5 protein-coding genes are annotated in these 14,622 nt (G+C 68.5%); 3 read left to right on the top strand and 2 right to left on the bottom strand.

The genetic code is table 11. The features are described 5' to 3' along the window. The first annotated feature begins 356 nt into the window (after positions 1-356). The gene (locus CU254_RS25250; RefSeq protein WP_009080600.1) at positions 357-680 is read left to right on the top strand and encodes a S9 family peptidase; all 324 of its coding nucleotides are present in this window, start codon (positions 357-359) and stop codon (positions 678-680) included. Here the strand turns inward: CU254_RS25250 and CU254_RS25245 are convergent. After that, on the bottom strand, positions 670-1,242 hold the full coding sequence (locus CU254_RS25245) for a type VII secretion system-associated protein (RefSeq protein WP_009080599.1): 573 nt from the start codon (positions 1,240-1,242) through the stop codon (positions 670-672). The genes CU254_RS25250 and CU254_RS25245 overlap by 11 nt on opposite strands. Continuing rightward, positions 1,235-12,424, bottom strand: coding sequence for a TcdA/TcdB catalytic glycosyltransferase domain-containing protein (locus tag CU254_RS25240; RefSeq protein ID WP_037714777.1), 11,190 nt, complete (start codon positions 12,422-12,424; stop codon positions 1,235-1,237). The genes CU254_RS25245 and CU254_RS25240 overlap by 8 nt, the downstream gene beginning before the upstream one ends. A 427-nt stretch (positions 12,425-12,851) precedes the next feature. Here CU254_RS25240 and CU254_RS43200 point away from each other — a divergent pair, with 427 nt between their 5' ends. Together CU254_RS43200 and CU254_RS43195 are read left to right on the top strand one after the other, a co-directional pair. Continuing rightward, positions 12,852-13,049, top strand: a complete 198-nt coding sequence (locus tag CU254_RS43200; RefSeq protein ID WP_158688078.1) for a hypothetical protein — start codon at positions 12,852-12,854, stop codon at positions 13,047-13,049. A gap of 324 nt (positions 13,050-13,373) precedes the next feature. Next, complete coding sequence (locus CU254_RS43195) at positions 13,374-13,895, top strand: hypothetical protein (RefSeq protein WP_158688077.1); 522 nt, start codon at positions 13,374-13,376, stop codon at positions 13,893-13,895. Positions 13,896-14,622 lie beyond the last annotated feature (727 nt).

Below are 14,622 nucleotides of genomic sequence, written 5' to 3'. Positions count from 1 at the left end.
GGTTTGGTTGAGGTGGCGGCTCCTTATCTGCGGGATAGGTGGGCCGGTTTCTGTTGGTGCCACGCGACCCGCGATGACTGGTCAGCGGTCAGCCGGGCGCAGTGCGGCTGCGAGTCGGGGTTTTTGCGGCCTGGGTGCGCCTGAATCAACACCGACCGGCGGTTCCAGCCGACCCTGCACGCGAGCCCTCATGACAGGACTCATTCGGGGGCCAGCCGGGCCCCCGCAGCGGACACCACGCCGCCCGGGCGCTCGCCTTCGAGCCGCGGTTCAAGCTCGGGGTCTGCTGGGGAGCGAACTACGACTTCGCCGCCCGCCTGCGCAACCGGGTCGCCGGGAGCGGCGCGCAGCCGTCGGTGCCGCACCTGGTCAACCATCTGATGTGGGTGTTCGGGACGAGTTCGATCGAGGAGTGCGTCGAGGCGACGCGCGACTTCCACCTGCGCGGAATCCTGGACCGGATCACCCAGCCGATCCTGATCACGCACGGCGAGGAAGACCAGCAGATCCCGGTCTCCGACGCGTGGTCCACGTACGAGGGGTGCGTGAACAGTGCGCGCTGGGAACTGCGCCGGTTCACCGCGGACGAGGGCGGGGAGCAGCACTGCCAGATCGGCAACATGTCGCTGGGCACCGACTACATGGCCGACTGGATCGCTGAGGTGCTGGTCAGCGCATGATTTCCTCGACGCTGTCGGCCAGCAGCCGGAGGCATCCCGGCGCTCCGGGGTTGAGCAACAGATCGACGCCGTCGTACTCGTTGAGGAGGCGGACCAGGTCGACGGGACCGGCCGGGCGCCAGCCAGCCGCGCGGACCCGGCGGCGGTGTGCCGGGGCGGTCGTGACGAGCAGACACGGGATGTTGTCCGGCGACGGCGCGATGAGCGGGGCTTTGTCGGTGTCGACGGCCACGGCGAAGGCCGATTCGCGGAAGACGGCGGCCAGTTGGTCGAAATCCGCCTCGTCGCGGGCGCTCAGGCGGAGCACGGCGTCCAGCGGGTCGGTCGGGGAGTCCTCCGCGGCCGGTTCGTAGGACGGGTTGGGTTCGAAGCGGCTGACGGACCCGTCCGCGCGCGCGAGCCAGCCGCCGACCACGGCCTGCGGCGGCGGGCTCGGGACCTCGGCGCCGTCGGCCGTCGACTCCGGATGCCACGCCGGGTCGACCAGCAGCACCCACTGGTCCTCGGACATCGCTGGTCCCTTCTTCGTGTCCGGCGAATTTACCGGGTTTCGTTCAGTCATCGCGGGGGCTTCCTTCCGCCGATGCGGCCAGTTCTGCCAGCTCAGCCAGTTCGGCGGCTTGGCGGGCGGACGCGGCGCGTTCCTCGGCCTGGTACCGGCGGATGGCCGCGGCCGTGTGCCACCGGTCCAGCCAGCCGAGTCCGACGACGCTCAGCCGGTGGAACGTCGGTCGGGTTCCTGGGCCGTCGAGGGCGGCGCGCAGTGCGGTGCGGAACGCGCCCGCGTCCGTCTCGGTCAGCTTCTGGACGGTGGCGGCAAGGTCCCGGGCGTAACGGTCGGGGTTCGGGCGGTCGCCGATCCGGGCGATTTCTTCGAGCAGCAACGCTCGGCCGCCTGGAACGCTCAGAACCGCGTCGAGGGCGCCGTGGCGGTCCAGGACCTCGACGGCCTCGGCGATCCGGGCGACGTCGGCCCCGTCGCGGGTCGCTTCGGCCAGGTCGGAGAGCACTGCGGAGGCGTTCGGCTTGCCCCGCAAGGTGTCGGGCACGCCGTGCAGGTGCAGGGCGGCGTGCTGTTCGGTGAGAGCAGACCGGAGGGGAGACAGTGCGACGAGTTCCTGGGCCGCGGTCCAGATCAGGTCCGGTCGTTCGTGCCGGGCGACGTCCTCGGCGAGGGAAGCGGCCGAGGCGCCGCGGCCGAGTTCCGCGAGGACCCAGCCGAGCAGTTTGGCGGTGCCGTCCCGGTCGCCCAGCGCGATCGGCCCGGCTGGCGGGACCGGGCGGAACCACCAGCGGTGCGTCGCGGTGCGCACCAGCTCTTCGAGCAGCAGGTCCGTACCGTCGAGCAGGTAGTCCGCGGTCGGGTGTTCGGCGGCCGACAGCCGGACGGTGACCGCGTCGGCGGGAAGGTCGCTGCCGTTGGTGCGCAACTCCGCGGTGAACGCACGGACCGCTGCCGGATCGGTGGTCAGATAGGACGGTCCAGGAGAGACGGACACATCGGACGGTGAATAGTGCACCCCGACCGGGCGGCCGTTGTGCACCCAGGGCCGAGGTGTCGCGGGCGCGGGACCGTCGTCCAATCCGCGGAACACCCTTGGCGCGGGACGGAACGAGATCTGGACCGGTCCGTCTCCTTCGGACACCCGGATCTTCACCGGGACGCGGTCGAGCACGTCGGCACCCAACGCGTCAGCGAGGTTCCCGGCCAGCTGGCGCGCCGCGGCGGTGGCGTTCGCCCGCCCGTCCGGCCCTGTTCCGGTGACCTCGATCGGCGGGACCGGACCGTCAGTCGAACGCAGCGTCTCGATCAAGTTCTCCAGCGGCGTATCGGCGACCAGGACGGCGTCGGCGGCGTGCATGGTGGCGGCGCGCTGGACTTCACCGAGGTGGTAATGCACGCGGCTGTCGTCGATGGTCAGCAGCGCACGGGCGGCGGGCGGCAGCGGAACGTCGTGCGCCTTGCCGGTGTAGCTGCTGCGGTCGGTCACGGTCCGCACGAGCGCGGACAGCTCCGGATCGGCTGAGATATACGACAACGCCGCCTGCCATACCAGGTCCGGCTCGGCGTGCCGGCGCACGGCGGGCTCGACCGCGGTCAAATGCAGGTCGCCGTCGCGGTTGTGCAGGCCGCGGACCAGCGTTTGGATCACGCGCTGGGTCAGCTCCAGCGTTTCGAACCGGCCGGACAGCGGGGCCGGATCTCCCTGCGGCGGCAGGAGCCAGCTGTGGTCGCTGTTCATCCGGATCTCCGTCATGCCCGGCAGTTCGAGCGCGGAGTTCAGGCCGATCCGGCGCGCCGTTTCGGTCATCGCGACCGGACCCGAGCGGTACATCACCGACTGCCGGTGCACGCGGCCCATCGGCGTGGCGAAGAAATTCTGGCCGAGCGAGTCGACTTCGCGCGGCATCAGATTCGCTTGCGTCTGCCCGTAGTTGTCCCGCAGCTGGTCCAAATAGGATGCGGCGAACGGATGTCCTTTCGACATGGTGAACGCCGAATTCGCGATGTTCCCGCCGACCCGGTGCACCGCGTAGCCAGCGTCAGATTCGGCGGCGCGGACGACGTCGTCGAGGGCGTGCACGACGTTGTCGCCGTCGGTGTAGAGCCCGCCGAACCGGTGCATCAGCTCCAGCCGCAGGATGTCGCTCGCCGCGGCGAACCCCGGACCGGTTTGCTTGGCCAGTTCGGACAGGTAGAACTCCTGTGTCCGCATGGGATGCTCGCTGGTGAACACCTCGTCCACATTGATCAGCTGGACGCGGTGCTCGCTTGCCCAGCGCAGCATGTCGCGAACGTCGTGCAGCGGGTCCGGGCCTTCTTCCGGCGCGGCGGTGGTCAGCGCCAATTCGGTTTGCCAGCGCGGCACGTCCGTCCACAGCACGGGCACGATTCCGTCGCCGAGCCGGTCCGCCGCGTCGCCGAAATTGCGGCGGAACGCGTGCATGGTGCCGGCGTCCTTGAGCGGGCCGCCCAGCCAGATCGCGTGCATCAGCAGCGGGGTCGAGGTGGTTTTGGCGAGCGGTTCGACATCGCCGGGAGCCCAAGCGGACAGCCGGTCGTCCGGCCGCTCCTTCTCCAGGGTCCATTCGCGGTTGTCGTCGAGGTTGGCGGGATCGAAGTGTTCCCGGCTGAGCTGGTACCCCTTGGTGAGGTCGAGCAGGTCCAGGAAGCTGATGCCCTGTCCGGCGGTGAGGGTGCGGAAGTCGTGTCCGCGCAGGAAATCCGGCGGTTCCGGGGCGCGGTAGAGGCCGAACAGGTCCGGTCCGAGCAGCGGCGCGGGCACCGGGCCGTTGACCGCGGTCCGGCGCAGATCGGCCACCAGATCTTCCGGGGTGGAGTAGTGCGTTTCCTCGGTCGGCTCCCTCGTGGACTGTGGCGAAGGATCGCCGAAGGTACGGAAATGACCGCCGTCGGTGACCGCGGTGAAGCCAGCCGTCGCGCCGATCGCCTTGCCCAGCGTCGCCGAACCCCGGCCGAACAACGCGGGCTTGGTCGGGGCGTGCACTGTGGACGGTCCGCCGAGTTCGCCGAGTGCGCGCTGGAAGTCGTGGGCGAGGCCGCCCGGGCCGGCGGTCTGGCCGGTGCTGCACGCGATCAGCGTGACGGAATGGGTTTGGGCCAGCGGCGCGGCTTGGGCGACGATCCGGGCGAACGTGTCGCCGTTGACCCGCACGGTCTGTCCGCCGAGCAGAGTCACCTTGACCGACTGCTCGCGTCCGTGGGCGAAGACGAAGAGGGAATCGTCGTCCCACGGCGCCGCGGCCTTGTCCGCCCATTCACCGAACCGGCGTCCGGAAAGTTCGGGCTTTGCTCCAGTATCGTTGGCCTGCTTGAGAAGCGGGTCGAACTTCTCCGGTGTCGCGCCTTCCGGAAGCGTGCTGACCGTGCCGGAATTGGTGGCGACCCAGTCCCGTTCGACGCTTTCGGTGTGCTCGTTCGCTGGAAGGAACGAGACGGCGCGAACCCGGCCGGAACCGTCGGTGATCTGGCGGACCTGGATCTCGGAAGGGGCGAAACTGTAGGGCCGATCGGTGTCGGCGTCCCAGCCGGACACCGTGTCGTTCGCTTCGACGGTCCCTTCGCGGTGCTGTTCCGGGGTGTTCTCCGGCGGACGCGGCCAGGTGTGCGCGTTGATCTGGCGGTCCACTTCGGACTTGGCCTGCCACCAGTTCCGCAAAGCCTCGTCGGCCTTCTCGCGGGCCTCCTGGATCCGGTTGGCCGCGTCGTCCTGGCGCGCGGTGTGATCGGTGTGGTTGTTGCGGTATTCGTCCAGCACGGCGAGGATCTGCGCGGCACGGTCCTGCGCGGCCTGCCGCTGCTGGACCAGTTCGGCCTGCTCGTTGCGGATTTGCTGGACCTGCCGTTGCGTGTCCCAGGCCTTCGCGACCAAATCGCTCTGCTCGACAGAACCGGGTTCCTCGCTGAGTGCTAGCGAAAGAAGCTGTTCGTCGAGCTCGTTGAGCCGAGCGATCTCGTCGTTGCCCGTGCGCAGCGCCTGCCCCGCATCGCGAGCTTCATTCTGCGCCGTCTGCACCGCTTGCCGCATTTGCTGCACCGGGTCGCCGTCGACCGGGAGCTGCAGCCCGCGTGCACCGTCGGTCGTGGTGCGCACATTGTCGTTTTCGGACAGCCACGCGTCATCGAAATCGCGCTGTGCCTTTTCGAGCTCTTCCTCCGCGGTGCGCCAATTCTCGGCGGCTTTCTTCACGGTGTCCTGTGCCGAAACGAGCTTGGCCGGCAACGGTTGGCCGAGCGACTGCTCCAGGTCCGTTTCGCTCATCCGCGTCCGCGAGGACTGCGGCACCCGCACCTCGACCGCCGCGGTCTTGCCGTCGACCTTGGCGACGATCCGGTACTCGACGTCGAACCCGACCAGTCCGGTCCGGCCCTTGTCCTTGCCGACGACGGACCGTTGCGCCGCGGCGGTGCTGGACGTCGGATCGCTCCGGCCGATCGGGCCGCGGACGTCGAGCCCGCCCCAGGAATGCGCGTCGCGGCCCGGATCGGTGATGCCGCCGTTCCCGATATTGCCCTGCAGCTCACCGGTGATCGTTTCCTTGGCCTCGCCGGTGAATGTGGACCCGGTTTGGTCCGAGCGCTCCAATTTGACCGAATCGCTCAGTCCGGCCAGATCCGGTTTCACCACGCGGGTGTACACGGTCACCGAGGCGTGGCTGCTCCCGGTGACCGCGGACGAATGCAGATCCGGGGTCGCGAACGGTTTGCCGACCATGTTCGGGAGATGCGCTTGCAGCGTCTCGTTGGTGATCGCGGCCGAAAGCGTGTTGTGCGCGCCGGTGCCAGGTCCGGTGAGTCCGTTGCCCGCGCCTGCCAAACGCAACGCGCGGATCGCGGCAGCGCGCACGTCCGCGGCACCGCGGATTCCTTCGACGGTCGAAGACTTCGGCAGCGGACCGAAACCTTCCTGCTGCCAAGCTGAGAGACGGTCCGGAGTGGACTCCGCGGCGCTGAGTTCGGTCGTCCGCGATCCGTACAGTTTGGTGTGGTACTGCTCGTCGCCGGAGATCTTGAGGTCGTCCGCAGAGGACCGCGACGTCACGGTCGCCTCCTGCGAAGCGACCGGGTAGGTGCGCCCGTCCCGGGCGACGACCAGTTCGAACTGGACCTGGTGCTGGTACCGCGCCGACGGGCCGCTCGAGGACGAGGTCAGCGCCGTGGTCGTCGTCTGGTTCTCGACGGTCTGGTCGCTCTTCGCGCGGGTCCCGGAAGCACCTAGGTACGCGCCGTCGTAACCGCTGACCTTGGCCTGGCTGTCCTGGAACAGACCGCGGCCGGCCCCGCGGACCTGTCCGCCGTAGGACGAACCGCGGCCGGAATTCTTCTTGTCCGTCTGGGTCGCGTTGACGACGTGGTCGACCTCGCTGCCGTCGTGCTTCACCCCCAGGAATTGCGTGTCGAGAATCTTCGCTTTGAGCAGTATCTGGTAATTGTCGGTCCAGAGCACGCCGGGGTCTTGGGCAACCAGGGACACACCACCGTCGAGCGCACTGTCCACCAGGGACGTGACTGCTTCCGGAGAGGCGGTGTCGAGCGTTCGCTGAAGGTTGTTCATCGAATCGTTCAGCACGGATTTCGGCAGCAGCCTGTCGCCGAGCTTGCCGAGCTGCTGCCGAGCGTCCTGCACCAGCTTCGTCAGGTTGGGAGCGTCTTCCAGCACCGCTGAACCGAGCGAACTGGACTTGCCGCCGACCAGCGGCGGCGCCGAAAGCTTGCCCGGCGCCGGGGTTCGCGGCTCGACCGGCGGAAGCAGCCCCTCCGCGCGAGCCTCGTCCTCGGTCATCGACACGAAGACCGAACCCGGCAGCCGGACGTCCGCGCCCGCTCGCGAAATCGACCCGTTGACCAGGCCTTCCTGGCGGCTCTCCGCGATCAGCCGGACGTTCGAGTCGTATTGGACCAGCACCGTGCGACTGTCCGAAGAGGACCGGTTGGTGTGGTCGATGCTCGCGGTGATCTCGTGGGACGAACCGGAGCTGCGCTGCCACGGGCTCCATTTCGCGGTGCCGAAAAGCTGGCCCTGACCGTGCGCGTCGCTGCCGGTCGGCCGCACGGTGAGGCCGAGCTGCACGTTGGCTTCGACGGATTGCTTGTGCGTGCCTTCGTAACTGGCCTTCGAGCCGCCGGAATACGTCCGGTCGCCGCCGCCGGTTTCGGAGACCGCGACGAGCTTCGGATTGCTCAGCGAAATGCCCATGCCGAGGCCGCCGACCCGGTCCGCGACTCGGCGATCGTAACGGAATCCGTTCGCCGTCCCGCCCTGCTTGAGCAGCTTCGGCGTGAGGCCGCGGAAGTTCTCCGGCGAGAACATCCGGTCCACGCGGGCGCGCGCTTCGCTGCCCGGCAGGCCGAGCACGGCATCGCCGCCAGCCGCGCGCTGAAGCTGGCGCAGCGCCTCGTCCCGCAGAGCCTCGGTGTTGGCAAACGCTTCCACGTGCAGGAACTTCGGCGTCGGCTGGTTCTGCTGCTGGGTCAGCAGGTCGTCGATGCTCGGGGTGTCGTTCGGCGCCATCGCGACGACGCCCGGCTTGCCCGGCGTGAATTCGGTCGGATCCTTAGTGAGCGCGGCCCCGTCGTTGAGCCACAAGTCGACTTTGCCGCTGATTTTCGGCAGGCCGGGGTCGCCGGTTTTGGCCACTGTGGACACCTTCGGCGTGACCCGGAACGGCGATCCGGGCGTCAGCCGCCGCACCCACGGCCGGTGGCGGGTGTAGCTGGTGATCTCGACCTCGAATTCGACGTCGTGCTCGAAGACCTGCGAATCCGGGCGTCCGCCCTTTCCGGTCGTCGTCGTGACCGTCGGGCCGCCGGAGTTTTTCCAGGTCCGGTTGTCCGAGTACTGCAGCGGGTTGACGGTCGGGCTGATGCCGAGGTTCGCGACCGCGGTGGCGGCCGGAACGATCACGCGGCCTTCGACGCCGACCGTCCAGCCTCGTTCGGTGGTGGTCGCGCTGGTGAGCGAGGGGCTGGTTTCGTTGCTGTTCTTGACGGAGCGGCCGTCTGCTTGACCGAGGTGCCGACCAGGACCGGGCTTCGCTTTCACCGTGACGTTGAGGTACTCGTCGGTGAACAGTCCTCGCCGCTTCAGTTGCGCTGAAACGCCTTGGGTGAACAGACTGTCCATTTTGCCCCGAAGCGAGGCGACCGAGAACGTGGACGTGATCTTCCGCAGGTTCGCGAACTGCTCGGCGATGTCCCGGCTGGAACCGTGGTCGTCGCTTTGGAATTTGTCCCAGCGGGGCAGGAATGTGTCCGCGCCCGGCAGGTTCCGCAACGCGTTCTCGATCTGTGGCTGGACCCGGGTCGCCGGTTCGAACGATCCGGGCCGGGCCGTACCGGCCGCCATGGCCGCAGCGAGATACGGCGGTTCGTAGCGCGCGCCGACGTCCTTGAACTTTGCCGGAGTGTTTTTCGGAACCGGGAGTCCCTGGGCCTTCGCCTCGGGCAGGCCCATGCGCGTGTACGAAGTGGCCTGGACGTTGGTCGTTTCCCCGTTCGAGGTGGTGACCTGGAGGTCGACGGTCACCTTGTACAGCCCGATGTCGCCCTTCGCGTTCACTGTGGACTTGTTGGTGAAGCTGGTGCCGCTTGTGGACTGTTGGTTGACCTTCCGGGAATAGCTGCCGCTGACCCCGCCGACGCCGCCGACCGCGCCGGGCACATAGGATCCGCCGCCGAAGATCGCATTTACCTCGCCGCCGTATTTGGACGAAACGGTGGTGCTTCCGCCGTTCACCGAGGAGTCGTTGAACCGCAGTTCGCTGTCTCCGGGGATCGTGCCGAGGTATTCGACCTTGGTCGGCCGTGCCGAGAGTTGTACCGCGTCCCGGTGGGCTCCGTGCGGGCTGAGCAGGTCGTTCGATACGGCCGGACTGCCCTGCATCGCGCTGCCGAGCATGCTGCGGACGCCGCCGCGACTGAGGAATTCCCGCAGTGCGGTGCGGCCCGGGGCACCGAATTTCGTCACCGACGGATGGAGTTTTTTGCTTACCTGGTCGAAGAGCGCGTTCTCGTCGAAGTCGACCGCCTCGGGGGAGAGGAATTCGATCTTCTTTGCCCAGTCCGGTTTCGGTTTTTCGGCGCCGACCGTCTTTTCCTGCTTGAGGTTGGCGAGGTCGGTGGAGAGAACCAGTCCGACTTGGCCGTCCACAGTGGAACCGACCAGTCCGCCGGTTTCGTTGCGCACCGTGATCCGGTAGGTCACCGGAGCATCGGCCCGCTGCATGTCGCCCGCCGTGCGGATCACGCGCTGCTCGGTGCCGGTCGTGGTGCCGGTGTGCTCCGCAGAGGGGCTGGCGAGTTGCGCGGTGCCGCCGACGGACGCGTACGGACCGGCCGGGAAGAGGGCGAAGTACGAGCTGCCGACGACCTTCGCGGTGGTGTCGGTGTTCGGGCTGGCGTGGGTGGTTTTGACCTCGTTCTTGACGTCGCCGATGGTCGGCTGCGGGAGTTTGGCGATCTGGTCGGCGGTGACCGCCCCGAAGTCGGGTTCCGCGGTGACGTGCACCTCGTACCACTTCTCGCCGGCGCGCACCATCTGCTTGCGGCCGTCGCCCAGGAAGGATTCGAACTCGGGGCCGGACAGGGAATCGGTGATCGCGTCGATGCCGTGCGTCCGGGGCGGGTTCTGCTGCTTCGGGTTGAGGCGGTGGATGAGGTTTTCGATGCTCGTGCCGACGTCCTTGGCCCCGCGCACGTCGACCGGGACCACGGAGCCGAGCGCGGTGCCGTTGCGGACGAACTCCGGCAGGCGGTCGGCGAGGGGGCGGGTGTCGGGTGCTTCTTCGGGTTCCTTGTCGGTTTGCTCGTCCGCTACGAGGACGGCGTCCTGCTGGGACCTGGTGGGGGCTTGCGGGGTCGGTTCGCCGTCGTGTTCGTGCCTGGGGCTTTGGTGAGATGTCTGACTGGAGCCGGGCTGCTTGGCGCCCTGCGAGGTTGTGGTTGGGGTGTGCGGGTTTGGCTTGGTGCTTGGCTCGGACTGGACGTGGGCGTCTTGGGTGCTGCCGGGCTGCTTGGGGTCCTGCGCGCCTGTGGTGGGGTTGTGCGGGGTTGGCTTGGTGTCTGGCCCGGGCTCGACGTGGGCGTCCTGGCTGCTGCCGGGCTGCTTCGCGTCCTGCGGGGCCTTGATCGGAGTGTGCAGGTTCGGCTTGCTGTCCGGCCCCGGCTCGGGGCGGGGGTTGTCGAGGCGCGGTGGCGGGGTCGGCGCGGGGGAGTCGCCGAGGTGGTGGTCGCGGATGTTCGCGGTGTTCGAGACCTGCTCGATCTGGGCGAGATTGCCCTGGTTGAGCCGCGAATCGTGCCAGGCGTCCGGGCCCGTCACGCCGGGCTGGTCGTCGCGGTTGAAGAGCATTTCGTCGTTGCGGTAGCCGTCGCCGAGGCCGAGGAAGTGCATCAGCTCGTGCGTGACGCCGAAAGGCGAGTCGTGGACGTCCCAGTTGAGCTGGTTCGTGTCCGGAGTGTCCGGGTCCACAGTGGATTCGTGCAGGTTCACCGGGACCCGGCGGCCGGGGTCGGCCTGCCAGCCGGTGTCGTCGGGGTGGAGGTCGTCGGCGACGCGGACGTCGAGGCGGACGTGCAGCTGGTCGCCGCCGGGCAGCCGGGAGGACTGGTTGACCCAGTCGTCGAGGTGGGCCTGCAGGTTCTGGACGAACTGTTCCCGCTGCGCGGGCGAGACCGAGCCGGAGTGCGAGGTCAGGTCGATCGGAATGGTGTGCTCGCGCACCCACTGGCCGGGCGCGATCTCGAACCGGCGCACGTCGAAGCGGATGTGCGCCATCGCGCCGGCGAGCTGCCCGCCCTTGAGTCCCGCGCGGTTGCCGGTGAACTGCTCGGCGATCTTCTTGATCGGGTCGAACCGCTCCGAGGAAAAGCGCGTGACCGGTGCAGTGTCGCGACGCCCGTGCCATTCATTCGGCCCCGGGAGGCTCTTCTCCGGTTTTGGCTGCGGATTCGCCGGTGCCGCGTTCTTCGGCGCAGCGGCCGGAGTGTGGCTAGTCGCGGGACGGTTGCCGCTGAGGTTGTCGACCAGCGCTTGCCGGGTGGCGAGTGTCAGATCGGCGAGCTTCTTGCCGTCGTCGACGTTCTCCTTCATGCCCTTGACCAGCGAAGTCCGCTCGTTCTTGGGCAAATTCGCGACAACCTCGGAAAACACCTCCGGCCGTTTCGGCATTGGCCCGCCCGGCGTGATCCCGTCGAACGCGGCTTTCGCGGCGATCTTCGCCAGATTCGGGTCGAGAGTCGTGTGATTTCCGAGATAATGGCCGATCTGGTCGGACCAGGTCGTTTCGTTGGCGTGACTCTGCGTCAGCGCGGTGATGCCGTTCGGATCGGTGCCGAGTTTGCCCGCGATGCGCGATCCGTCGGTCTGAATGGCGAGCTCGGACGAGAATTTCGCGATGGCCGCCGGGTGGTCGCTGTATTGCCAGCTCGGGTTGCGTTGCGACAGGACCGAATCGACCAGCCCCTGGCCTTCCTTCGCCCCATAATCGAAGTGGCCCGTGTTCGGGTTCTTGGTGCCGAACGTCGCGTCGTTTTCGAGCTTGTTGCCCTGCATCCGGATGAACGTGTTCGGCTCCGGAAAATAAACCGCCCGGGAATCGACCCCAGCCAATGCCTGTCGAACATCAAGATCCAGTTGCGCGGCGCGGTTCGCGAGGTCCCCGTCCCCGGGCCGGACCTGGTAACCGCCGCTGACCACCTCCGGCGGACCTTCGGGATTCTGCCGGACCGCGGTGTTGACCGCGTCGAACAGCGGCCCGCTGGGGGTGTCGAGCGAATGGACGTCGGCGTCCCCCGTGTGCAGGTAGACCTCGTTGTCGCCGCCGTTGTCGCGGATCTGCTCCGTGAGCTTCTCGGTGACCGGATTCCGGACGATCGTTTCGCGGATCCCGCCGTACGGGATGGTCTTCTGGTCGATGACGGGGTTGCTCGGGTGTTTCCAGGTGAACCCGATTACCGCTACCGGGAAGCGGTTGTTCCAGGTATTCTGGAAGTGCTGGATTTTCTGCGTGATGGCTTGTTCTGTGCCCGGTGTTCCGTTGAGCCCGATGACGAGGGCGAACCGTCCGTCGGCGGAGTTGCCGGTGAACCCGGTCGCGTACTTTTCCGCGATGGCTTGGAGATCGTCGTTCGGAGTCGCGGCGACGGTGGCTACTACGCCAATGCTGTCGTGATTGCCTTCGTTGCGGGTGCCGAGGTCGCCGATGATCCCGGTTTCGTGCACGACGGTGACTTTGAAGTTCTTGAGGTGCTGAGCGAAGTCCCCCTTGCCGCCGGTGACGGGCGGCTGCTTGCCGACGTTCGGTCCAGGCCCGGTGGCGGGCTTTTTCGGTGCCGCGACTGGGGTGTGGAGGCTGCTTTGGGGCTTTGCCGGGGCGGCTGGCTTCTTGGGCGCCGCGATGGGGGTGTGGAGGTTGCTGCTCTGCGGGTTCGCTGGGGTAGCTGGCTTTTTGGGTGCGGCGATGGGGTTGTCGCTCTGCGGGTTCGGCTTTTCGGGAGCGGGGGGTTTGCCGCTCTGTGGGTTCGCTGCGGCAGCTGGCTTCTTGGGGGCTGCGACGGGAGTGTGCAGGTTGCGGCCCGAGGAGTCGGGGCCGGAAACCGGCTTGTCGGGCACCGGGGCGTGGGCGTCACGCTGCGGGGGATTCGCTACGGTGGTTGGTTTCCCGGGCTTCGCGGCGGCGGCCGCGGGCGTGCTGCTCTGGCGGTTCGCCGCTGGGACGGATTTCCTCGACGCGTCGGTCGGGTTGTCCCGGTGCGAAACAGCGTCGTCGCGGGAGCGCGGGGCGGGGGTGGGCTCGGTGCCGATCGGCTTGGCCGGGGACGGCGCTGATCCGTTCTTGGGCAACTGAGGGGTGGGACTGCCCGAAGTCGGCTCGGCGGCGGGCTTCGGGCTGGCCGGATCCGTGTTCGGCTTCGGCGGTGGTGTGGTGTCCGGGTTCGGGTTGGTGACTGGGTTCGGTGTCGGGGCGGGTTTGACAGCTGGGTTCGGGTTGGTGGCGGGGCTGGGCGTTGGTGTGGGCCTGGTGTCCGGAGTTGGGGTGGCGGACTTGGCAGCCGGGCTCGGGGTGCTCGCAGACCTGGGCGTTGGGGTGAGCTCGGCTGCCGAGGACGAGTGCGCGACTGGGTTCGGTGTTGGGGTCGGGTGGGTGGCTGACTCCGGCGGTGAAGCGGGCTTGACGACCGACTCCGGGTTGGGCTGGGTGCTCGGGCCGGATTTGGAGGCCAGATCCGGAGCAACGGCCGGGTTCGGGCCGGGTTTGGTGTCCGAGTCGGGGGTGCTCACCGGATTCGGGTGGGTGCCCGGGGTCGGATCGGCAGTCGGGGTCGGACTGCCGGTCGTCGAGCCGGGATGGGGCACCGCGGTCTGGGCGGGGCTCGGGCCTGGGGTGGCGGGGGACGGGCCGTCGACGGTGGTCTTCGGGGCGGGGCTCGGGGTCGAGTCGATGCCTTTGACGCTGGTTGACGTCGGCGGAGGTACCGGCTTCGGGTCGGTGGAGGCGGGGGAATTGGGGCCGGTGGTGGGGCCAGGGGTGCGGACGGAGTCTGGGGAGGGGTTTACCCCGGAGGCGCGGTCAGTGGACGGGTTCGGAGACGGGGTGACGTTCGGGCTGAGCGACGGGTTCGGCGAAGCGTTGGTCGCGGGGCCCGGGGTGGCGTGGCCGGAGGGGCTGGGGGCGGTCTCGGGGTTGGAGTGAGCAACTGGGTTTGCGGGGCCGTTCACCGGGACAGGGTCCGTGGCGGGGTGCGGTGCCGCGTTCTGGTGACCGCCGAAGCCGGGGAGACCGGTGTCGTGCTGGGGCGTGGGTGGCGAGACGGGGTGGCCGACCAGTGAGGGACGGCCGTTCGTGCTGGTGAGGTCGGGATTGGCCGGTGGGTTTCCGGTCGTGCCGGAGTCCGGTCGCGAGAGGGGTGGGGTCGCGTCTCGAGACCCGACGGAATCGTGCGCGGACGGCGGCGGGGCAGGATTTCCAGCCTTGACCGAGTCCGGTGCGGATGGGGCCGGGTTGCCGGTTTTGACCGCGTCGGGCGCGGACGGGGGCGGGGCGGGGTTGCCGGTCTTGACTGAGTCCGGTGTGGACGGCGGTGGGGCGGGGTTGTCGGTCTTGACTGAGTCCGGTGTGGACGGCGGTGGAGTGGGGTTTTCGGCGTTGACCGAGTCGGGTGTGGACGGGGGCGGGGCGGGGTTTCCGGTCTTGACCGAGTCGGGCGTGGACGGCGGTGAAGCGGGGTCGCCGGTCTCGCCCGGGTCTGGTGCGGACGCGGGCGGGGTGGCGTCGTGGTCGGTCCCGTTCCCGCCTTGGTTGGCGGGGGTGGATTCCGGGTGAGTGGTCGTGCCGGACGGCGGGGTGGCGCTCGTGCCCGGGTTCGAGTTCGGGTTGGTGCTCTGGTTTCCGGCAGTTGCGGCGGGGCCGGTGCTGTTCG

The organism is Amycolatopsis sp. AA4 (assembly GCF_002796545.1).
Lineage (GTDB): Bacteria > Actinomycetota > Actinomycetes > Mycobacteriales > Pseudonocardiaceae > Amycolatopsis.
This window is presented reverse-complemented; position numbering and strand designations above follow the sequence as displayed.

Excerpts from the sequence above, each read along its gene's own strand:
- CU254_RS25245 (WP_009080599.1), bottom strand. The coding sequence starts at position 1,242 with ATGACTGAACGAAACCCGGTAAATTCGCCGGACACGAAGAAGGGACCA.